At 52.3% G+C, this 21671-nt stretch carries 19 protein-coding genes; 2 read left to right on the forward strand and 17 right to left on the reverse strand.

From position 1 onward, the window contains the following. Positions 1-2 precede the first annotated feature (2 nt). Complete coding sequence (locus tag ACR9FF_RS19805) at positions 3-959, reverse strand: AAA family ATPase (RefSeq protein WP_435163992.1); 957 nt, start codon at positions 957-959, stop codon at positions 3-5. A gap of 267 nt (positions 960-1226) precedes the next feature. On the opposite strand from ACR9FF_RS19805, the gene mprF reads away from it, so the two are divergent. After that, positions 1227-3866: a bifunctional lysylphosphatidylglycerol flippase/synthetase MprF gene (gene mprF, locus ACR9FF_RS19810; RefSeq protein WP_435163995.1), complete on the forward strand. Its 2640-nt coding sequence runs from the start codon at positions 1227-1229 to the stop codon at positions 3864-3866. Positions 3867-3922: 56 nt separating this feature from the next. Here the strand turns inward: mprF and spoVAE (ACR9FF_RS19815) are convergent, their stop codons facing one another. The 7 genes from spoVAE (ACR9FF_RS19815) to ACR9FF_RS19845 all read right to left on the reverse strand — a co-directional run bounded on the left by spoVAE (ACR9FF_RS19815) (position 3923) and on the right by ACR9FF_RS19845 (position 8674). Then, a complete protein-coding gene (gene spoVAE, locus ACR9FF_RS19815) occupies positions 3923-4273 on the reverse strand; it encodes a stage V sporulation protein AE (RefSeq protein ID WP_015845598.1) in 351 nt (116 codons plus the stop codon). A gap of 6 nt (positions 4274-4279) precedes the next feature. Then, positions 4280-5293: a stage V sporulation protein AD gene (gene spoVAD / locus ACR9FF_RS19820; protein ID WP_127497117.1), complete on the reverse strand. Its 1014-nt coding sequence runs from the start codon at positions 5291-5293 to the stop codon at positions 4280-4282. 1 nt (position 5294) lies between these two features. Continuing rightward, positions 5295-5789 carry a stage V sporulation protein AC gene (gene spoVAC, locus ACR9FF_RS19825; protein WP_015845600.1) on the reverse strand — a complete coding sequence of 165 codons (495 nt, stop codon included), beginning with the start codon at positions 5787-5789 and terminating at the stop codon, positions 5295-5297. Positions 5790-5931: 142 nt separating this feature from the next. After that, positions 5932-6282 carry a stage V sporulation protein AE gene (spoVAE, locus tag ACR9FF_RS19830; protein ID WP_127497119.1) on the reverse strand — a complete coding sequence of 117 codons (351 nt, stop codon included), beginning with the start codon at positions 6280-6282 and terminating at the stop codon, positions 5932-5934. Next, positions 6279-7298, reverse strand: coding sequence for a stage V sporulation protein AD (spoVAD, locus tag ACR9FF_RS19835; RefSeq protein ID WP_435164000.1), 1020 nt, complete (start codon positions 7296-7298; stop codon positions 6279-6281). Before spoVAD (ACR9FF_RS19835) ends, spoVAE (ACR9FF_RS19830) begins: the two co-directional genes overlap by 4 nt. 2 nt (positions 7299-7300) lie before the next feature. After that, entirely contained in the window at positions 7301-7786 is a 486-nt protein-coding gene (gene spoVAC / locus ACR9FF_RS19840; RefSeq protein WP_201001624.1) for a stage V sporulation protein AC, read from the reverse strand. Positions 7787-7813: 27 nt separating this feature from the next. After that, positions 7814-8674, reverse strand: coding sequence for a DUF421 domain-containing protein (locus tag ACR9FF_RS19845; protein ID WP_435164003.1), 861 nt, complete (start codon positions 8672-8674; stop codon positions 7814-7816). Positions 8675-8861: 187 nt separating this feature from the next. On the opposite strand from ACR9FF_RS19845, the gene ACR9FF_RS19850 reads away from it, so the two are divergent. Further along, positions 8862-9068, forward strand: coding sequence for a DUF1657 domain-containing protein (locus tag ACR9FF_RS19850; RefSeq protein WP_127497128.1), 207 nt, complete (start codon positions 8862-8864; stop codon positions 9066-9068). Between the two features lie 213 nt (positions 9069-9281). Here ACR9FF_RS19850 and ACR9FF_RS19855 read toward each other — a convergent pair whose 3' ends face one another. The 9 genes from ACR9FF_RS19855 to ACR9FF_RS19895 all read right to left on the reverse strand — a co-directional run bounded on the left by ACR9FF_RS19855 (position 9282) and on the right by ACR9FF_RS19895 (position 21669). After that, entirely contained in the window at positions 9282-11126 is a 1845-nt protein-coding gene (locus tag ACR9FF_RS19855; protein WP_127497130.1) for a DUF2264 domain-containing protein, read from the reverse strand. Then, positions 11117-12277, reverse strand: a complete 1161-nt coding sequence (locus tag ACR9FF_RS19860; protein ID WP_127497132.1) for a glycoside hydrolase family 88 protein — start codon at positions 12275-12277, stop codon at positions 11117-11119. Before ACR9FF_RS19860 ends, ACR9FF_RS19855 begins: the two co-directional genes overlap by 10 nt. Next, positions 12278-14119, reverse strand: a complete 1842-nt coding sequence (locus ACR9FF_RS19865) for a hypothetical protein (RefSeq protein WP_435164008.1) — start codon at positions 14117-14119, stop codon at positions 12278-12280. A 12-nt stretch (positions 14120-14131) separates the two neighbouring features. Beyond that, the gene (locus ACR9FF_RS19870) at positions 14132-15733 is read right to left on the reverse strand and encodes a helix-turn-helix domain-containing protein (RefSeq protein WP_201001639.1); all 1602 of its coding nucleotides are present in this window, start codon (positions 15731-15733) and stop codon (positions 14132-14134) included. Beyond that, on the reverse strand, positions 15726-17543 hold the full coding sequence (locus ACR9FF_RS19875) for a sensor histidine kinase (protein WP_435164011.1): 1818 nt from the start codon (positions 17541-17543) through the stop codon (positions 15726-15728). Before ACR9FF_RS19875 ends, ACR9FF_RS19870 begins: the two co-directional genes overlap by 8 nt. Positions 17544-17615: 72 nt before the next feature. Continuing rightward, complete coding sequence (locus tag ACR9FF_RS19880; RefSeq protein WP_435164014.1) at positions 17616-19031, reverse strand: ABC transporter substrate-binding protein; 1416 nt, start codon at positions 19029-19031, stop codon at positions 17616-17618. Between the two features lie 140 nt (positions 19032-19171). Continuing rightward, positions 19172-20014, reverse strand: a complete 843-nt coding sequence (locus ACR9FF_RS19885) for a carbohydrate ABC transporter permease (RefSeq protein ID WP_127497143.1) — start codon at positions 20012-20014, stop codon at positions 19172-19174. Between the two features lie 18 nt (positions 20015-20032). Then, entirely contained in the window at positions 20033-20965 is a 933-nt protein-coding gene (locus tag ACR9FF_RS19890; protein WP_127497145.1) for a carbohydrate ABC transporter permease, read from the reverse strand. 446 nt (positions 20966-21411) lie between these two features. Beyond that, the gene (locus tag ACR9FF_RS19895; protein WP_435164019.1) at positions 21412-21669 is read right to left on the reverse strand and encodes a hypothetical protein; all 258 of its coding nucleotides are present in this window, start codon (positions 21667-21669) and stop codon (positions 21412-21414) included. Positions 21670-21671 lie beyond the last annotated feature (2 nt).

Below are 21671 nucleotides of genomic sequence, written 5' to 3' on the forward strand. Positions count from 1 at the left end.
GATCACCGCTCCAGTCTTACGGGAACCTTTGTCTTCTCCAGAACCTCGGCGATAATATCTTCGCTCCGCAGACCGTTCATACTTGCATCCGTGTGAAGCAGCAGACGGTGGGATAGAACATACGGCGCCAATTGCTTGATATCGTCCGGAGTGACAAACGTACGCTGGGCAAGGAACGCGCTGGCTTTCGCCGCGCGCGATAACGCTATTGCGGCACGAGGGCTTGCGCCAAGCAGGACATGGGGATGCGATCGCGTAGCGCGTACAAGCTGAATCAAATAATTGCCGACCGCATCATCGATATGAACGGCTTGTACCTGGTGCTGGATTCGTTCGATATCTTCTATGGAAGTAATCTGCTGCAAGCGGTCCGACGGATGGCCGGACTCTCTTGCCAGAATCATCCGCTGTTCATCCGCTTCGTTAGGATAGCCTAACGTCAGCTTCATCATAAAGCGGTCGAGCTGGGCTTCCGGCAGGGAATACGTGCCTTCGAAATCGATCGGGTTTTGCGTAGCGAGCAGGATAAAGGGGGCCGGGAGCATATACGTATCGCCGTCAACGGTGACATGCCCCTCCTCCATCGCTTCCAGAAGGGCGGATTGCGTCTTTGTTGTCGCCCGGTTGATCTCGTCGGCGAGCAGGACGTTGGTCATGACCGGTCCAGGACGGAATATGAACTGCTCCTGCTTCGGATGATAAATCGACACGCCCGTAATATCGGTCGGGAGAAGGTCGGGATTGCATTGAATGCGGCGGAATTGGCCGCCGATGGTTCTCGCCAGCGCTTTCACCAGCTGGGTTTTACCCGTGCCCGGAACATCCTCAAGCAATACGTGGCCGCCTGCAAGGACGGCTATCATTAAACGTTCTATTTCGCTTTGTTTTCCAAGGATACATTCATTCAAGCTATTTAGGATTAAGGTGCATAATTGCATATCGGCAAGGCGTGTTTCCATGGACATACCTCCTGCGGAATAATGGATGCAAAAAATAAGGGGATTTAGTACCATTTTACAGCAGCACCTTCGGGTAGCACAAATGAACGAACTGCCGAAAAAAATTGGAGGATTCCACATAACGCGGGCGCCGAGTCGCCTTCTGTCGCAAAAAGTGGGAATCGGTATTCTCATATGATATATTGGCAATATCTTCACTTTTAGACGAACGAAGGAACGAAAAGGTTCTGTTCGCCGTAAAACTTTCCCTTAAGAAGGTGCCATCGTTTGCTGACTCATCTATCCCGCTTTACTAACCGGTTCAAAAACGTATTCAAACTGCTGTTCCCCGTCGCCATTCTTCTCTTTCTGTATACGCAAACAAGCGGTTTCATCAAAGAGATCAAGCCGGCGGCGGCGCTCCGTCTGCTAAAGCATCTGCACTGGAGCGACCATATTCAGCTTGCCACCGTCTGTTTCCTGGCGGTAGCGGTCATGTCCGCGTATGACTTTATATTAGTCAGATGGAACCAGGCGCGAATGCCCTGGACTGCGGTGTTCAGAATAAGCTGGATCGCCAATTCCTTCAATAATGCCATGGGCTTCGCCGGTTTAACGGGAGCGGGACTGCGCATCACGCTGTATCGCAAATGGGGCATTCAAGGCCCAGCATGGCTGCGGTCGCTGGTCTACCAGTCCTTATCCGCCCTTACCGGATTGTCCATCCTCTCCATCTTGCTGCTTGTTGGCGTATGGAATGACCGAAGCCTTCTCGTGCATCATCTCTGGCTGTACCTGGCTATCATCCTGATCGCCGCGTATGTGGTGCCATTCGTTTTACTCGGCAGACTGCCCAAGCTCCGCAACCTGCTTGGGCTGACGGACAAGGAACAGGAAGATGATGCTTCCTTGACGAAGCCCCCGGCCCTTCGCATGATAACGGCATCTTTGGCGGAATGGCTGATGGCCGGACTTTCCTTCTGGCTGATCATCCACTTGATGCATCTGCCTATCGGATTCCGGGAAGCGATGAGCATTTTTGTCGTGGCCGCAGTTGCCGGCGTTGCGAGCTTTGTACCGAGCGGTCTCGGTTCCTTTGACGCGATCGTCCTGCTGGCATTCCAGCATCTCGGCTTATCCCCCGACCAGGGGCTGGCCGTGCTTGTACTCTACCGGATCTTTTATTGCTTCCTTCCGTGGGCGATCGGGCTTGCGCTTGCGACAACGGAATGGATTCCGAATAAGGAAAGATGGAATCAAACGCAGGAGCAGGTTCTGAAGCCGGCAATCAAACGCTGGCATACTGTCTGGAATTGGCCTAGCCAAACGGCCGTCCTTAGCGATATTAGCACTTGGGCGCTGGCTGCTCTTGTATTCATAAGCGGCATCCTGCTATTGCTCTCATCCGCCACACCGGGCAGCTGGCACCGGATGCACCTGCTCGAGCAGTTCGTAACGCCTTTTACGATGAAGGGCTCCCATCAATTGGCTGTTCTTATAGGTTTATTAATGCTGATGGTTTCCGAGGGCATCCGTTTCCGCGTCAAGCGGGCTTATTTCCTGGCGATGATTCTGCTGATCGGCGGTACGTTCGCTTTGATTCTGAAAGGCTTTGAAATCGAGGAAGCGATCTTCCTTCTGTTCGTTTGCCTGCTCTTATGGCTGTCCAAAGACAGGTTCAACCGGAAAGAAGCGATCTTCACCTTGCGCAAAACAATTGCCTGGGCTGGCATCTCGCTTGTTGTCATGCTGCTGTACCTGTCTGTCGGAATATCCACCAACGAGCTTCCGCCCGGCGTGCTTCACCATGCCAAATGGCATGCCCGTTATACGTTGAAGAACGAAGAGCTGCTGCGCGAAGGCATCATTGCACTCGCGGTCAGCTGGATTCTGCTGACCGTCCGGAGAATATTCGTGCCAAGCCTCCCTCCCGCCCCTAAACCGGGGCCGCAGGATTGGGAAAGGCTGGAGCAGCTGCTCACCAAGCATCCCGGCAATTTCCTGACCCATCTGCTGTATATGGGCGATAAAAGCTTTATGTGGACGCCCGACTACCAAGCGGTGCTCGCCTATGGCCGCATTGGAAAAACCCTTGTGGCACTCGGCGATCCGATTGGAGATCCTGCCTCCATCCGAAAGCTCGTGCGTCAATTCCGCGATTACGCGGATCATTACGCGGCGACAGCCGTCTTCTACCAGGTAAAAGCCGAACACCTGCCGCTTTATCATGAATACGGCTACCGGTTCTTCAAGCTTGGAGAGGAAGCGATCGTCCCGTTAGACCAATTCCAGTTGTCCGGCCGGCGGAAGGCGGATTTGCGGGCGGCTTGCAACCGGTATGAACGGAATGGCTTTGCGTTTGATATCGTCAAGCCGCCATTCAGTACCATGCTGTTATCCGAGCTTAAGGCGGTATCCGACGAATGGCTGGATGGCGACAAGGAAAAGGGCTTCTCGCTGGGCACCTTCTCCGAATCTTATCTTGAGCTGGCTCCCATTGCCGTTCTGCGGGATAACGAGAACCGCGTCGCCGCATTTGCCAGCATTATGCCGGTGTACGATCGCAACAAATCCGTCTCCATTGACCTGATGCGCCATCGTGACGGTCTCAGCGGCGTTATGGATGTCCTGTTCGTTCATCTTCTGCAATGGGCGAAAGCTGAGGGCTACGAAATATTCAATCTGGGGATGGCGCCCTTATCGAGTGTCGGGGAATCGGTCTATTCGTACCGGGGAGAACAGCTGGCGAGATGGGTATTCCTAAAAGGAGGCCACTTCTATGGATTCCAGGGTATCCGTCGCTTCAAGGACAAGTTCGACCCGGAATGGGAACCCCGTTATCTGGCCTTTCCCCAGAACAGCCTCTTCCTGAGACTTATCGTTCAAGTAACGAGAATGATCTCCCGCGGGACAGGAAACGGCAGATAAATATCGTACGGCAAAGAAAAGCAGGCTTGTCCCAATGCGGCAAGCCTGCTTTACCTTTATCCCTTCGGACGGACGACAAGCGCCGCCAGGAAGGAGAATATAATCGCCGCGGAAATACCGGCGCTTGTGACTTTGAATATTCCGGAGATGACGCCAATCCAGCCGGAATTTTGAAGCTCGGTCAACGCGCCGTGCACAAGCGCGTTGCCAAAGCTGGTAATCGGTACGGTTGCGCCCGCGCCGGCAAAGCTGACAAGCGGCTCATACCAGCCTAGACCGTCAATGATAGCCCCTGCCACAACAAGCGTAGCCATCGTATGTGCCGGAGTCAGCTTCACGACATCAAACAGCAGCTGGCCAACGACGCAAATTGCGCCTCCCACAACAAATGCCCATAGAAATTGCATGCTGCTCTACTCCTTTCCGCCGCTGATCGCAACGGCATGTGCAATGCAAGGAATACTCTCCCCTTGTTGGAAGGAAAGCGGGGATAACAAGGCGCCAGTCGCAACGACAAGTACGCGCTTCAAATCTCCCTTGGCGATTTTTTTGAGGATATGGCCGTAGGTTACGACGGCCGAGCAGCCGCAGCCGCTTCCTCCCGCCTGCACCTTCTGCTTCTCCACGTCAAAAACCATCAATCCGCAATCTTTGAATGTCGTTTCATCCATGGGAACCCCGTCACGGATGAGCAGCTCCTTGGCAAGCGGGTGCCCAACGCTGGCGAGATCTCCGGTTACAATCAAATCGTAATCCTTGGGCGTGCGGCCCGTATCGTTAAAATGCGCCTGAATCGTATCCACGGCGGCGGGCGCCATAGCCGCTCCCATATTAAACGGATCCTTGACTCCGAGGTCGATAACCTTGCCGATCGTCGCATATTCAACGACCGGGCCCTCGCCTGAGGCGGCAACAACAACGGCGCCTGCGCCGGTAACGGTATACTGCGCGGTAGGCGGCTTCTGCGCGCCGTATTCCGTCGGATAGCGGAACTGCTTCTCCGCCGTGCAATTATGGCTGCAGGTACCTGCCAGCACGTATTGTCCGGCACCCGAATCCACCATTAAGGAAGCTATCGCGAGCGACTCCATCGAGGTCGAACAAGCCCCAAACACGCCGAGATTAGGCACGCCCAGCGTTCTTGCGGCAAAGCTGTTGCTAATAATCTGATTCATCAGGTCGCCGCCGACGTAGAACTGCAGCTGATCCTTGGCGATCTTGGCATTGTTCAGGGCAAATTCCGATGCCTGCTCCAGCAGCAGCCGTTCGGCTTTCTCCCAGCTTTTCTGCTGCATGTCCAGCTCCGGATGCACGAGATCGAAATCCCCGGCCAGCGGTCCGTCCCCTTCGTCGGGACCGACAACGGTAGCCGCCCCGATAATGACCGGGCGGTTCTCAAACTTCCATGTTTGTTTTCCCTGCAGCATCTTAATGAGCACCACCCGTCCCAAAGATTAAATGGGCGATGCCGACGAAAAACGCCGCAACGGTACCGTACACGATAACGGAGCCGGCCAGCTTGAACATATTTCCTCCCACGCCTAGCACCAGCCCTTCGCTGCGATGCTCAAGCGCGGCGGAGCACATGGAGTTGGCAAACCCGGTTACCGGCACGGCGGAGCCTGCTCCGGCAAACTGGGCGATTTTGTCATAAACCCCGATGCTCGTCAAAATGACCGAAATAATAATCAGCACGGCAACGGTTGGATTGCTGGCATCCTCAGGCTTCATATGGGCCAGATGGATAAAGAGCTGCTGAATAGCTTGCCCGAGCACACAGATGGCACCGCCGATAATAAACGCACGAATGCAATTGCCGAAAATCGAACGCGAAGGCTCGCGAGTTTTCGCAAAGGCTTGATATTCCTTCGGCGACATGGACATTTTGCGGTATTTTCCGCCTCCGGCGCTTTTTACTGCCATAACGTTACACTCCTTTTTTATGTACACATGGTAAGTACATTATTTGTCAACGGAAGAAAGGATATGTATCGGAGGGCGAAATGCCCCATCGGCAATAAAAAAACCTCCGCAGGGATGCGAAGGTCTGAACAGCTAAGTATGTTTAACCTTTCGGCTTTACGAACAAGGCGGCAATGAAGGAGAAGATAATCGCCGCGGATATCCCGGCGCTTGTCACCTTGAATATGCCGGTAATGATGCCAATCCAGCCTGTCTTCTGCATCTCGTCCAAGGCACCGTGAACCAGTGCATTACCAAAGCTTGTAATCGGAATCGATGCGCCGGCGCCCGCAAATTTGATCAGCGGATCATAGATGCCGACACCGTCCCCAATCGCGCCCAGCACAACAAGGAGAGTCATTGTATGAGCAGGCGTCAGCTTAAAGACGTCAAAGCAGATTTGGCCGATCACGCATATCGCGCCGCCTACAAGAAAAGCCCACAAGAAAATCATAGCTTCCTCACCTCGTTCTCAATGGAAACCGCATGCGCGATACACGGTATCGTCTCTCCTTGCTGGAAGGAGATCGGCGATAAAAGAGCTCCTGTTGCTACGACGAGAATGCGGTTCAGCTCCTTTTCGCGCATTCGCCGGAGCAGATGGCCGTAGGTAACGGTTGCCGAGCATCCTGCGCCGCTGGCGCCTGCTTGCACCTGCTGCTTCTCATAGTCATAAATCATCATGCCGCAATCCTTATAGACGGTTTGATGAATGGGGAATTTATGTTTTTCGAACAATTCATTTGCAATCGCATAACCAACCTTGGATAAATCCCCCGTCACTATCAGATCATAATAACCGGGCTCCATGCGAAAATCGCGGAAATGCGCCAGTATCGTATCCACTGCAGCCGGCGCCATAGCCGCTCCCATATTAAACGGGTCGCTGATGCCCATATCCACGACGCGCCCAATGGTAGCTGACGTGACATACGGACCGTCGCCTTGCTGAGTCAACACGCAGGTTCCCGCTCCCGTTACGGAGAATTGAGCAGTCGGCGGCTTCTGGGAGCCGTATTCCGTCGGGTAACGGAACTGCTTTTCGGCGGTAGCATTATGGCTGCAGGCGCTGGCCATGACGTATTTAGCCGACCGGGAATTGATCAGATTAGCCGCGATGGCAAGGCTTTCCATGGAAGTCGAACAGGCGCCAAACACGCCGAGATACGGTATTTGCAGCGTTCTTGCGGCGAACGTGGAGCTGATGATCTGGTTCATCAGATCTCCGCCTACCAGGAAGTTGATGGATTCTTTCGTTATTTTGGCCTTCTCGATGGCTAGATTCGCCGCTTCCTCGAGCAAAGTCCGTTCCGCCTTCTCCCAGCTGTCTTGTCCAAGGCGGAGATCACCGTGGACAATATCGAAATCATGCGCCAGCGGGCCTAGTCCTTCGAACGGTCCGACGATAGCAGCCGTCCCGGCAATGACGGGATGATTCTCAAAGAGCCAGCTTTGATGGCCTTTCAGCATGATTAATGTCCTCCCCCAACCGCATGAGGATTAAAGATCAGGTGAACCAGACCTACAACAAAAGCCGCAACGACGCCAAATACGATAACGGGACCCGCGATCTTGAACATTTTACCGCCTACGCCAAGAACAAGTCCTTCGCTCCGGTGCTCGATGGCCGCCGACGACATTGTATTGGCGAAGCCTGTAACGGGTACGGCCGAGCCGGCCCCCGCCCATTGAGCGATTTTGTCGTAAACGCCAAGGCTTGTAAGGATAACCGACAGAATGATCATGACCGCTACCGTCGGATTGCTGGCCTTCTTCTCGTCAAAGCCGGCCCAATGAACAAACATCTCCTGCACGGCTTGACCAATAATGCAAATGATACCGCCCACCAGAAAAGCCTTCAGGCAATTGATGAATACGGGCCGCTTGGGCTCGTGTTTTTTGGCTAACTCCTGATATTCGCGCTGAACCGGCGTGAATTTCTTCTTATTGCTCGACATGTTCCCCTTACCTCCTAACTACTGTAGTTAATGATGCAGCAGAGGCTTCATTTCCTTTAATACTTGCCGCATTTCCTGCGCACACCGTTCATACATATGCTTGGCCTCTTTATTTTTCGTCGAGAGACCAAACAACTCCAGATCCGCTTCGATTTTCTTCATTAAGGCATACAGCTCGGCCTTAAGCTGCGGCTGCGGAACTTTAATATGGTCATCGTAAAGGTCAACGTACAGCTGACGGTATGCGTCAACCTGCGCGATATAGACATTCTCGAGCGTTACGCCGATCGTCTCGAGCTCGGTTGCAAGCCATCTCCGATTAAGGCCAACGGTCGAGAGCGGCTCGTCCATGATTTTGCCGTCCATGATAACCGTCTGAGGTTCATGTTCCGGCGCAACCTTAATGCCGAGATGCGCAGGAGTAATGGGCTGGTTCTCCCGCGTCAGCAGCACGCTGATATCTCCGCTTGGCTCCATAATGGCGAATTCGACATCCGCAACGCGGAAGACATCCTTCTTGCGCAGCTGCTCCAGAAGCTCATCGGAAGTCAACCGTTCTTTCTTCAGGTTGTCTTCCAGCACTTTGCCGCCCTTAATCAATACGGTAGCTTTGCTATCGATAAGATCGCGGACTTTCTTGCTCTTCAGTTGCATAAATTCAATGCCAATGGAAATCGCCACCCACACGCCAAGCGAGATCAGGCCCAAATACCAGGTTGCCTCAAGATCAAGCGATACATATGCAGCCAGGTTGCCGATCGAGATACCGGTAATGTACTCAAAAAACGAAAGCTGGGATATTTGCCGTTTACCCACTAACTTTGTAAGCAGGAACAGGACAAATATCGACAGTAAGGTGCGTAGAGTAACCTCTAACCAGTCCTGCACAATTCTTTTCCCCCTGTCGCTTGTTTCTACGTTTAGATTATTTGTCAAAAGGCAGATCCCAACACGAATAACCATTTTCCACAGCAGGAAAATGGTTCAGGTCCAATTTCTATTATTTCCCATGAATGCCAGAAGACAAAGGCTGACATATTAGTTTTGTTGTCAAGTTCTTAAGGAGGTGTTGGATATGACCGTAGCATCCGATGTAAAAACATGCGTTGCCTCTTTAAAGAGCGCGCAGGCAAGCCTGGAGCAATTTGCTCTGTCCACTGAAAACAAGGCTGCGAAGCAAATGTTCGAGCAGGCGGCACAACAAACGCAAACCATCGTCGATCAAGTGGCCAGCCGCGTAAAAGAGCTGGAAAACGAAGAGCCGCAGTACGTAGGGTTTTAATAAAAAATGGCCGTGCGATTTAAACGCACGGCCATTTTTCTTATTTAATTAAAAGCAGAAAAACAATAAGATCACAAGAAGCACGTAAAGGACAAGAACAAAGGTCGTAATCGAAGGCTGACGGCCGCTTGATGCTGCAACGCTTTTCATTGGCATTCCCCCAGTAGGCTTCTGCCATTATCGTATGCGGCTTGGGCGTCAGCGGTTCATGCCCTAAAGACTGATGATGATTTCTTTGCCGGAAGGACTAACCGCCCGGATCCGATCATCCTGCACGGACAGCTGGATTGACTGCTGCCATTGCTCAGGCAGAGCCTCTTCCAATGCGGCCGGCTCTCCGTAGACTGCGGCAATCAGAATATGCGTCCCCGGCTGAAGCTTTGCCTGAAGCGTAGGAATAGCCGTTCGCGGATGCATCAGGTTGGTATTGGACTGGGCTTGAACAAGCTCGGCCCGCTCATAACCCCGAATGCCCGAGATGCCGCTGCCGCCAAAGCCGGTCCGGCCGATCAAGCTGCAGGGTTGCTTATTGACTCCAAGCGTTGCGTCAAGCGGAAGAGCAAAGCCCCCTTCAGCCGCATCCAGCCCTCTTGCGGTCTCGATCCGGTGAATCCTTAAGTGCCAAGGCAATCCGGCGATCAGATAAGTCGTCACCGTGACATCCCGCCACGGCTTCCAGACAGAGATAAGGATGTCGCCATCGATGCTGGTCTCTTCGTTTTTCCGGCGAACGCGATACAGGTTATCTTCCTCGCTTAAGGCAAGCATGGAGTCGTAAGCTCCTTGGGACAACCCCCACTCCGCACGCGGCACGCTGAAACCGAAGGATGCGGAATAAACAAACTTCTCGTATTTCGCCGAGGTATGAGTATGCTCGTTGGTTCCGGGATGTCCCGCGTTAAACGCCGCAACATGGTCGCGTTCGCTATGCCTGCAGACAACAAGATGAGGGGCCTGCTGCGCCGAAATAGCCGGCAGCTCCGGCAGCGGAAGCTCCTCTGCCTGCCAGAACGGATGCTCTTCCGGCAATGCGAGCGGCAGAAAGGCTTTAAACGCCCAATAGACGGATCCAGGGGCATTATAATTTTCGGCCATAATCAGATTGGGATAGCTGTATCCAACCGTTAATACGCCATCGGGCGAGAAAATCGGCTGACTGAGCCACCAACGCAGATGGCGCAAATACAATCCTTTGACAACGCCAAGCTCAAACGGCAGCATATCGGCAAAAGCATACGCTCCCCACAAAGCTCCCTGCGCGAATCGGTAAGTCAAGCTGCGCCCGTAAGGAAGCGCCCTGCCATCCTCGGCGAACCAGTTCACGAACTGCCCGGCGAACGAGATACTGCGTTCTTCGAAGCGAGCTGCACGTTCGGGATCCTCTTCCTTCATCAGTGCCGAATAGAGAAGTCCGCAGTAATGAAAAGCCAAGGGCACGTAATAGTCGCTATGACCGTTTACTCCGTCTTCGTACCAGCCATCCTTCAGATAAAACTGTTCCAGCCGGTTCAGGTTCGCCTCAAGCTGATCCTTCGCGTAAGGAAGACCAAGCTTATGGAAGCCTACGTTAACAAGGACATGGAAGAACAGCCAATTGCAATCATGAGCCCGGCGGCTGTTAATTTGATTCAGCCAATTATAGAAGTGCTGCTTCGCCTCTGCGCCAAGCGGCTCCCACAAACGGTCAGGGGCAATAGCTAACGCAAGGCCAAGCGAAGCCATCTCCACCAGGCGCTGATCGTGATCGGCAACCTCGCCCCAATACTCCTCATGCTCGGGATTGGTGCCGTTTGTTATTCCTTTCAACACCAGCTGCAGCAGCTCTTCATCAGCCTTAACAGAGCCAGCCGCAAGCGGGGCCAGCCCCCAGACAATACGGGAGAAGCCTTCCATCCCCGCTACTTCCGGAGCTTGGCCGGCGCCGGATCCGTTCAGCTCCAGTCGTGCTCCACCGGCTGAATAATAAGGCAGGAGCGGCTTGGTGAGCTGGCTGAATGCCTGCTCCAGGTCTGCTTTGTTGCGTAGCGGATTCGAAGCAATCGGCACGCTTACTCCCATGGAATCGTGACGCCCCCTTTAAGACGAGCAAGACCCTCCACAAAGAAATAGTCGCCGTATATAAGCGGCACATCCATATTTTTGCGTTCCGGATAATGGCTCGTGCCATGCAGGATAAGCCCTTCTTCCTCTTCCTCGCCAAACGAGCCGTAGTTCTCGTATAACGATTTCAGAATCCGCTCTCCCGCGCTTCGATAGCTGGATGCCTCCGCCGATGGTACAAGCTCGGCCAGCAGCAGCAAGCCGCAAGCCGCGCATGCCCCGGCTGAAGAATCGCGAAGCCATTTCGTGTCCTCCGGCGCGCGGAAATCCCATACCGGTACGCTGTCCTCAGGCAATTGGGACAGGAAGAAATGCGTTACTTGCTTGGCTGCATCCAGAAGGTCCTTGCGGCCCGTATGCTTGGCGGCCAAGGTCAATCCATAGACCGCCCAAGCTGTGCCGCGCGACCAAGCGGATTCCGGTCCATAGCCTTGACCGCCAATAAATTCGGCAACCTCGCCGGTCCTAGAATCAAACCGCACAATGTGACGGACCGAGCCGTCGGTACGGATAAAATGATTCAATACGGTACCCATATGAGCTTCGGCAACATGACTGTATCTCGGGTCGCCCGTCTCGCGTGATGCCCATTGCAGGAGAGGAACGTTCATCGCGCAGTCGATAATCGCCCAGCCGCTGTTGTCTTCCCCTTCACTCCAAGGGTTCCAGGCACGGATGAAATTGCCCTTCAGGTTAAAGCGGCCCATCAAATAGTTCGCTGCCTTCAGCGCTCTTCGGCGGGACTCTTCGCCGCCATTCAGCTTATAATTGATCACGCTGGTCAGAATCCACATAAAGCCGATATCGTGGTCGAGCCGGTCATAACCGTCCAGCACCTCGTCCAGCTTCAGCTCGCATTCTTCCGCAATCCTGCGGAAAGGAAGGCCGGCATTCGCTTCGCCTTCATGCAATAACCACAACAGTCCCGGCCAGAAGCCTGCCGTCCACCAATGCGGGGCTTCAAGCACATATTGGCCGCCTTGGCTCGCATGAGGGAATTCCGCACCGATGCGGGCGCTTGTCCGCAATACCTTTTGCACCGTTTGTTCCCAAGCTTCCTTTACCCATGATGCGGTTCCGAGCTGGTTAGCAGCCATTGTATTTGTCATTTAAGATTCCACCTGTTCCTGAAATTTGAAGTTTAATTTAACCGTCTTTTCAAGGGACGCTTCCTCTTTCGAAATAAGATAAATGCGATAATAGCTTTCTTCCTGACCCGAATGATTGGAATACGTTCGTTCTATAATGGAGACTTCCAGGCTTTGAGGTTCAAAGGACAATACAACCGAATGCCGGCTGCCATTCAAGACAATCTGGCCTTCCGACCGCACGAATGGCGGGCATTGGCTGACGATAACCTCCGTAATGGTCCCGCCTTCTTTGTCGAATCGGAAGGTGTCCGTTAACTCAAGCTCGGGAAGTCCGGTTTTATGCCAGACAAATTCGCGCTCAAACGTTGCAAGTCCGCTGCCCGGGTAACAGGCTGCAAGCTCCAGCATGAGCCGGTCCTCCGATTCGCCCTGCTCTACCCATTCAACGGAAGCCTTGCTCTCGGCGCCAACAGCCTGAAGCTGCCCGTTCACAATCGGCAAGGAATGTCCTTGCGCCCCCGTACAGTCGTATTCGTACCGGCCTTCCCCAAAGTATTGCGCCGTATATTCCCCGCTCCCGAGATCCACGGCAAACGCCGGATCGTCTTCCGCAATCAGAATGAAATGGCCCACGTCATTATGATTATGCGGTTCGTCGTTATGTCCGCCCTTGGCCGCAAAGCCAAAGCTGCCGGAAGCATGGCTTACCCGCGAAATCAGCCACTGCGCATCCGCCAAATACCAGCTTCCGCTTGGCCAGTCCGATTGTCTCGGAGCTTCCGGCCTGAACCAGAGCAAATTGCGCAAAGCATGGGCGAAGCGGCTGCAATGATCATCGGTAAAGCCCGCCCGTATCGACAATGGGGCAAAGCTCACTTCTTCAACGTTAGAAGCCAGATAATCGGACAAGCCGATGTTTGCGCTTACATGTGAAGACGCATCCGAGAAGTTGGCCGGCCGGTTCCCTGCGAGATAAGCTTTTTGCTGGAATCCGGCGATGTTCCGTACATGCCTTGAATCAAGCAAATCCGCCCTTCCGGCGGTGGCGCGCTTCAGCAGATCGGCGAAATAAACGAAATAACCAAAACCGTAATTCCAATAACCCGGACCTTCCGCGCAAGCTCCGTCTTCCCCAAAGCCGGATAAATAATGATTCATCGTTCCGATTGCCCGGTGAAGGACAGCCGCTCTTCGCTTTTTGTCGATGCCTAGCAAAAGGGCTGTTGCCCCAATCGACCCCGCGCATACCGCCGCCCAGTTATGGTCGGCTGTCTCCCAATGATAGGGAGGAAATCGATCATCCAGATAAGGGGCAAATATTCTTCGCTCGATCTGTACCCGAATGTCCTCCCGTAGCGCGGAAGGAAGCGATTGTTCCGTAATCGTCAGAATCTCAGCCAACGCAAATCCGGTTTCGGATGCAAAAAGATCAATATGGCGGTCAACCGAATTCCCTCTCATATGAGCCGGTAAGCACCAAGTCATCTCCTCCAGAACCGCCTCAATCGTATCGATCAGGGCCTGGCGATATTCCGCTGAATCGGGGAAAAGGCAATGCAGCAGCGCAAAGGAAGTAAGCCGGCTCCTGCGTTCGAAATACAGTCCTTCGTAAATAAGGCGGTTCCCGTTCGTCTCGAACAGATCGTATATGTCCCGGGACAGAACGGGAATTGGACGGTCAAGCAGGCGTTCCCCCTCTTCCCGAATCTCCCCAATCATGTCCGAGTAAGCCGGGGATTCCGCTATCCCTCTCCAGTCCGCTTTGTTCCCGGAGTACGTATATACATCGCTGGCCGCCGCTGACTGATCCGTCAGCCATCCATCCAGCACTTCCTTCGGCCAATCGTAATTCGTCCGCAAGTTTCTCTCCTCCTAACCGCGATATTCGGTTGGCGTTAAGCCCGTCTGCGCTTTGAACGTCTTGATGAAATAGCTCTGGTTGTCGTAGCCGAGCATTTCGCAAATTTCGCTTACGTAATAATTCGTTTGATCGAGCAATTCCTTTGCCCGTTCAATCTTCTGGTCGGTGACATATTCAATAAAGGTCAGGCCGGTCTCCTTCTTGAAGAACCGGCTGAAATAGCTTGGATTCATATGCAGATGAGCCGCTACTTCCTCCAGCGAAATTCGTTTGCCCAGATTCATCGACACATACTTGCAGGCTTCCGATACTTCTCGGCGTTTGCTCACCGGCAAGGCTTCTTCTCTCGCTGCGATGTAAGACTGAAGCTGCGTGTGGAACCACTCGAACAGCCCCCGCAGAGAATCGAAATAAACGATTTCCTTGTGCAGCTTCTCTGCGGTTAAGGTCTGGGAGGCAAACAGCATGGCATGCAGCTTGAGCCGCATATCGATAAGCAGCTTCAGCACCCAATCCCTTACTTCCTCTGAAGCGTATTGCTCCTTGCGGATATGCGCCTCCCATTTGCCGGCAAGCGCTCTGATTTTATCGCTGTCCTTCGCCATAATCGCTTCGCGAATTTCCGCGGCTGCCTGGTCGTACATCGCAAGAAGCCCGGAGGAAGGCTGGGTGCCCTTCTGCCATTTGGCGGTTTCCCCTTTGGACAAATAGAACCGCTGTTCATCGGCTTTCAGCAAGTTGCACAAGGCCTGCTTCAGCAGCTGCGGATTGTCGCAGCCCGTTCCAATCAGGAAGGCCATCTGAATCTTCAGCACCTGACCAAGCGTCCGCTGCACGGTTTGAATGCTAGCCTGTACCTGATCGTAAACGTTTTGCTTGAGACCCGGCTTAAAAGAGAAGAGCAGCAAGGATTGCCGGCTGCTGTAACCGATATGCACGACGCGCAGAGGCAGTTCGGCCAGCAATTCCTCCATCACGTTGCTGATCGCGAAATGCAGCGTCTGATCCGAATCGAACCGGTTTTTGATCAGATTATAGTTTTCCATAAAGCCGGCTACGGGAAGACAAAGCTCGCCGGGCTGGAACAACCCGTAGGAGCCGAAATCGCGCTGCCATTGCTCCGCGGAAATTAGCGGCTGCTGGACAAATTCGCGGAACAGCTTCTCCTTGCGCAAATCCTGGGTTTCGCTGACCATCCGCTTCATCTTGTTTTGCTCGGATAACATTTGGCGTTCGCCGTCGAAGCCTTCCTTAAACTTCTGCAGCAGCCCAATCAATTCCTCCGGATCCAATTGATCCTTAAGCAAGTAATCCTGAACATCCAGCCGCATTGCCTGCTGAGCATACTGGAATTCGCTATGGCAGGAGAGGATGACAATCCTCACCGAAGGATTTAATTTTTTTACCCTTTGCGCGAGTTCCAGACCGTCCATCTTCGGCATCCCGATATCGGTCACGAGAATATCCGGAATTTCCTCCTGTACATGCTCCCATGCCGCAAGTCCGTTCTCATGCTTGCCGGATAAAACAAGACCAAGCTCCTTCCAATCCACTACTTCCGATAACAGCTCGATTACCGGATAATCATCATCCACTAGCATCACTTTATACATGAGGACGCCCCTCCTCCCGAATAGGGATATGCATCATAATGCGTGTTCCTTGTTCGCTCTCGACGGTAATATGAAAGGCATCTCCAAACATAATCCGCATACGCTCCGCGACGTTCGCCACGCCGATTCCTGACATTCCCGGTCCTGTTGAACGCCCGGTTTCTTGAAGTTCTTCCGTCCCGGATCCCGCAGCCGTTAGGCGCGCTCTCAACCGTTCCAATTGCTCAACATCCATTCCAACTCCGTCATCTTCCACCGATAGCTCAAGGAAGTGATCCTTTCTCTCTGCCGTAATCCGGATTGTTCCGGCACTTTGGTTAAAGCCGTGTATTAAAGCGTTCTCCACCAGCGGCTGCAAAATAAACCGCGGGACCCGAATATCGAAGGAGGTTACATCCGCATCCACCAGCAGCCGTGCTTCCTCCTTCTGCCGCAGATTCATCAGCTCGACGTAATGCGTCAGCAGTTCGATTTCCTCATGCAGCATAATCGCGTCTTCATCCCGGCTGATCGTCATTCGCAGCAGCTTGGACAAAGAGGCAATCATCTTGGCACTGTCCTGGTCGCCGCTCCTCATCACTTTCATCCGGATCGAATTCAGCACGTTAAACAGAAAATGCGGATTAATCTGGGCCTGCAGCATCGCAAGCTCTGCCTTGCGCTTGCGCGCTTGGTTGAGAGATACTTCCGTAATCATCTCTTTAATGCGGTCGAGCATTTGGTCGAACAGAAAACCCAATCTGCCGATCTCGTCGGCGCCGCGTATACTGGATCGAACCTCCAGATTGCCCCGCTGGACGCTTGAAGCTACCTTCCCCAGCTTGATCAGCGGCTTTGTCAGCTGTCTCATCAAGAGAAGCAGCACCACGAGAAAGGCGATAAACGATACGATCTGGAATAAAAAGACCCGGTTAAAAATCGAGCTGATGTTCACGATCGCATCCTGATAAGGCTCCGTTGCCACCAGATGCCAGTCATTAAAGGAAAGATCAGCGGTTGTCAGCAGCAGCTTCTTGTCCTCATCCTTAATAATGGAGGACGCGACGCGGGGATCCCGTTCCGCCATCTGCTTGCTGTATTCGAACTTCCCGTTCACTTGCTCCAGCTGGGGCGATGACAGAATCTTGCCGTCGCCGTCTACAAGGACAACCTCCTGGCTGCCCGTCAGGCTGCCCAGGATCTTGCTGAACTTGTTCTCCATCATTGTCACGATGACGTATCCGTAAATCCGGGTGCTGTCGAACCGGAGTGTTCTTGCAACCGAGATCTGATACGGACTGCTTATGCGGTCGTAAGGAAAAATCGTCGGAGAAGTACTCACCCAATAAGACTGCAGCCCCGTCAGCTGCTTGAGGCTGTTGAACCAAGACTCCTTCTGGAAAGTAAGCGGATCCATTTCATCCTTGGAGTAGTTCGTAAAAGTCTCCCCGTTGGTGAGAATAATGGTGATGTAGCTCTTCTCCCCTATATAAGTCAACGTCTCAAGCTGCTGCATAATCCGGCTCGTTGCCGTAAACTTCTCGTACGGATCCAAATCCGTATTCAGCATCTTGATAAAGCTTGCTTTCATATCCGCGTTTGCCTGCAAATAATTCGCCGTGTTGAGCATGCCTTGAAACAGATTATTGATCGAGCCGTTAACGAGCTGCATGGAATCCGTGGCATTTTCCTTCGCCTGACGTTCTACGGCTTCACGGGTTAGCGAGTTATAGATCAGCATCGTTAGAACGGCGGGTATGAGAATACATATAACCGCTACTAAAGAAAGCTTCCCTCGAATGGAATGAAAATAAGACCTGATGCGGTACATCGCGTGAAGTCCCCCTTAGATAGAAAAGGGGGACAGTAACTCCCGTCCCCTTTGGATATTTATTATACCTTATTATTTTTTGTTCGCCGCAATAATTTCGTCCACGCGTTTCTTGGAGTTGGCAACGGTCGTATCGACGTCTTGGTTGCCAAGAATCAGCTTCTCGTACTCCTCGTTGATCGCTTTGTACACTTCGGCTTGGTAAGAAGCAGGAGCGATAATTTCCGTTGCTTTCGAGTTCACAAGCGTGTTTACGAGGCTTTCTTTGTCGACAAGCTCAGGGTTCTTCGTGCCGGCAAGAATCGTATCGATAATGCCCGCTACCTGATCGTTGCTTACGCCGTTCCAAGCCGGAATGTTTTTGCCTTGTACGACTTGGCCTTCGGTTGTGTACCAGCGAACGAATTTATAAGCTTCTTCCTTGTTCTTGGAGCTTTCCGATACCGCTACGTAATCCGTCGTAACCGGCGTAATGCCGGATTGGTCGCTTGCGTTGTTTTTCGGGAATGGCGCAACCGCCACATGGAACGTCAGAGGCAACGTATCCGTACCGCCGATTTCCGTATTCATCCAGGAGCCGATTGTCAGCATGCTTGCCGATTGGTTGAAGAATTGGTTCCGGTAAGCCAGCTTTTGCGAGATCATATCCGAGTAAGGAACGGAGGACTTATCCTCTTTCTCCATTTTTACGCGAAGCTCAAGCGTCTTCTTGAAGTTAGGATCATCCAGGTTGGACGTGCCGTCCGCTTTCAGGAATTCGGATCCGGTTGGCTGGTTCTCCATCATCAGCTTCAGGTACTCCATCCAGCCGCCGTTTTGCGGACCGTGGAAGTAGGTGCCGTAACGTTTGGTCGCGCCTTCGCCTTTGGTAAGCTTTTTCGCGTAGTCCGCGTAATCGTCCCAAGTCCAATCCGTCGGAACCGCAAGTCCCGCTTCGTCCAAATTGTCCTTGTTCAGAAGAACGTACCAAGGATTGAATTTGCCCGGCAGCGAGTACACCTTGCCGTTCAGATGCGTGTCAACCTTGTAGTCCTCTTCTACCTTGTAGCCGTCTTTCTCGAGGAAGTCGTCAAGCGGAGCTGCCATGCCAAGCGCTACGCGCTGCGCGTAACCCGCCGCGTCGCTAAACATCATCACGTCGATTTGCTCGCCGGATGCTACGGCAAGATCGAGCTTTTTCATCGATTCCTGCGTGTCGCCTTTTTCGCTCAGCTGTACAAGCTCAACGGTTACGTTCGGGTTCTTCTCATGGTACGCATCCAATGTTGCTTTCCAGTTGTATGCTTGCTCCGTGCCGTACGTGTAGAGGCGGAGTTTGACCGGATCTCCGCTAGCACTGCCGCCAGCGCTCGTGCTTGCTTCCGTCGAAGGAGCCGCGCTTGCGTTCTTGTTGCCCGAATCACCGTTGTTGTTGGAGTTTCCGCAGCCTGCGAGAACTCCTGTAAGCAGTAAACTAATCGCCAATCCTGATGCCCATCTCTTTTTCATTTCTAAATACCCCTCTCTGAAATGCAAGGTTATAGGATGTTGATAGTTTTCATTATAGTGAGCGGCAATCCGGTAAGGATGAAACTATCTTTACCTAAATTGCAACAAATTCGACTTTCTTGCTAACGCTTTCATGACGGTTACCCTTTTACGCCGCCTAATGCGATACCCTCGATAACGCTTTTTTGACCGATGATGAAGATGATAAGGAGCGGCAGGATCGCCGATACGGCAGCCGCCATGATTAGCGAGTAGAACTCGCCGCTGAGCGACGTGAACTTCTGCATAGCCAGCGGAATCGTGAACAACCGGTCCGTGCGAAGGAAGATCAGCGGGTTCTGGTAATCGTTCCAGGTCCAGATAAAACGAAGAATCGCGTAGGTCGCAACGGCCGGCTTCACAAGCGGGAAGGCGATGCTCCAGTAGATCCGGAAATGGTTGGCCCCGTCTATTTTAGCAGATTCGATAAACTCCTGGTGAATCCCCATAAAGAACTGACGCAGCATAAAAGTTCCCAATACGCTGAAGCTGCTAAGGATAATCAAGCCCCAATGGCTGTCGAACAAGCCGATTTGACGGTACAGGATAAATTGAGGAATCAGAATCGCCTGGCTTGGCACCATGTAAGTCGCAAGCACGATCAGGAATACGAAGTTGCTGCCCTTGAACTTGATCTTCGAGAAGCCGTAGGCGGCAAGCGATGAGAACAACGCCGAAATACAGGTCGTGATGACTGCGATTTTGATGGAATTCAAATAATATTTCCAGAAGGGATAGTCCCCTACCCATACTTCCTTATAGTTCTCGATGGCGTGCCAGTGGCGCGGAATCCATTCGATCGGATAAACAAAGACGTCCTTCTCGATCTTGAACGAGGTAACCAGCATCCAGATGAACGGAAGCAGGAACAAGATGCTGACGGCAAACATAAGGACGGTAAGAACGCCTTTGCGCCAGTTGAAAGCTGTGTTAGATGTCTCCATGAGGTTTGTCTCCTTCCGTTAGTAATTAACCCATTTTTTCTGCGCAAACCATTGTCCGAACGTAATAAGTAGGACGAAGATAAAGAGCATAACAGCGATCGATGAAGCATAACCGACTTTCAGATTCACGAAGGCCGTATCGTACAAATACCATACCATCAGCGATGTGGAGCCGATTGGTCCGCCTTGCGTCATAACCGCGATAATGTCGAATACTTTAAAGGTCGAGATGATGCCGGTTACAAGCAGGAAGAAGGAGGTTGGCGACAGCAGCGGGAACGTAATTCGCGCGAACTTGATCCAGCCGTTCGCCCCGTCGATATCGGCGGCTTCGTACAAATCCTTAGGAATCGACTGCAGACCCGCGATGTAAATAATCATGTTGAAGCCAATCGATGTCCATACGACAATCATCATGATGGAGGCTAGCGCGAAATGCGGATCCGCAATCCACTTCGGCGGGTTGCTGACTCCGAGCGTATGCAGAATCTGATTGATCGGGCCGTAAGATGGCTGGAACAAGACCTGCCACACGATCGCTACGGCAACGATGCTGGAAATGTAAGGCATGAAGTAAGCGACCTTGAAGTAGCTTTTCAAGTAAACATGGCGGTCAATGATAACGGCGAGCACCATGGAAATGAGCATATAGATTGGTACGGCTAGCAGGAAGACAAAGTTATTGCGAACCGAACGGATGAACTGATCGTCATGGAACAGCTTCTTGAAATTGCCGAAGCCCACCCAATCAATCCCTTTCCAGCCCTGAACAAAGTTCCAGTCGGCGAAGCTGAGCACGATTGTCGCAACAATCGGAAGAAGAACGAGAATACATACGCCAATGAGCATCGGGCTCACGAACAGCCATCCGGCCAGTGTCTCTCCGCTTTGCAGCGAGCGTACTTTTTTCGGCTTCTCCAGCTTACCCATCACTTGCGGTGAAGTCTCCATCTTAAGCACCTCGAATTTCTTAGTATAGTAGGAAGTAGTGAAGTTGTTTTTATTATAGAGAATGTAAAAGCGCGACCTATGCCGTTATTTTTACTTTTTTCTTGTTAGAATTGACTTCTTGGCTGGAGACTCGCTGAACGTTGCGTTTTCGGAGGCGGCCGGGGATCAGGGGGAGGCTTGGAGATTCTAACGAAACGTGGTAACGTTATTCGGTGGAAAACAGCGATTTTGCTGATCTAACGAAACTGCATATCGCTATTGATGCGTTTCGAGGCTAAACACAGGGCAAAGGCTGGGAATAACGATGCGTAGTTTCGTTAGAAATAGAAAGTCTCCTATACGGGACGAATAGCGATACGTAGTTTCGTTAGCAAAAGAGGCTGCCCCATGATGGGGCAGCCTCTGGCTGTTTTATAGGGGAAACTCTTAATATCCCGATAGATGATCTAGCTTCGGTCCTTCACAATCGGCATACTGCCTTTATAACCGCAAACGGGACAAGTAACGATATGTTCGTTGAGTACTCCCGTTTTTAAGGCAAACGCGAAATCCTTTTTGGATAACTTAAATGAACTACGGCATGCCGGGCAGACAAAATGCGTGGTTTTGGTAAGGAAATCGATGTACTTGTAGACTAACAAAAAGGTCAAAACCAGCGGGACAGCGATTTGAATCAGGATGATAACCGGATTATCTTGATTCATTC

Origin of the sequence: Paenibacillus glycanilyticus, assembly GCF_051200795.1 — a bacterium.
In the GTDB taxonomy this organism is placed as follows: domain Bacteria; phylum Bacillota; class Bacilli; order Paenibacillales; family Paenibacillaceae; genus Pristimantibacillus; species Pristimantibacillus glycanilyticus.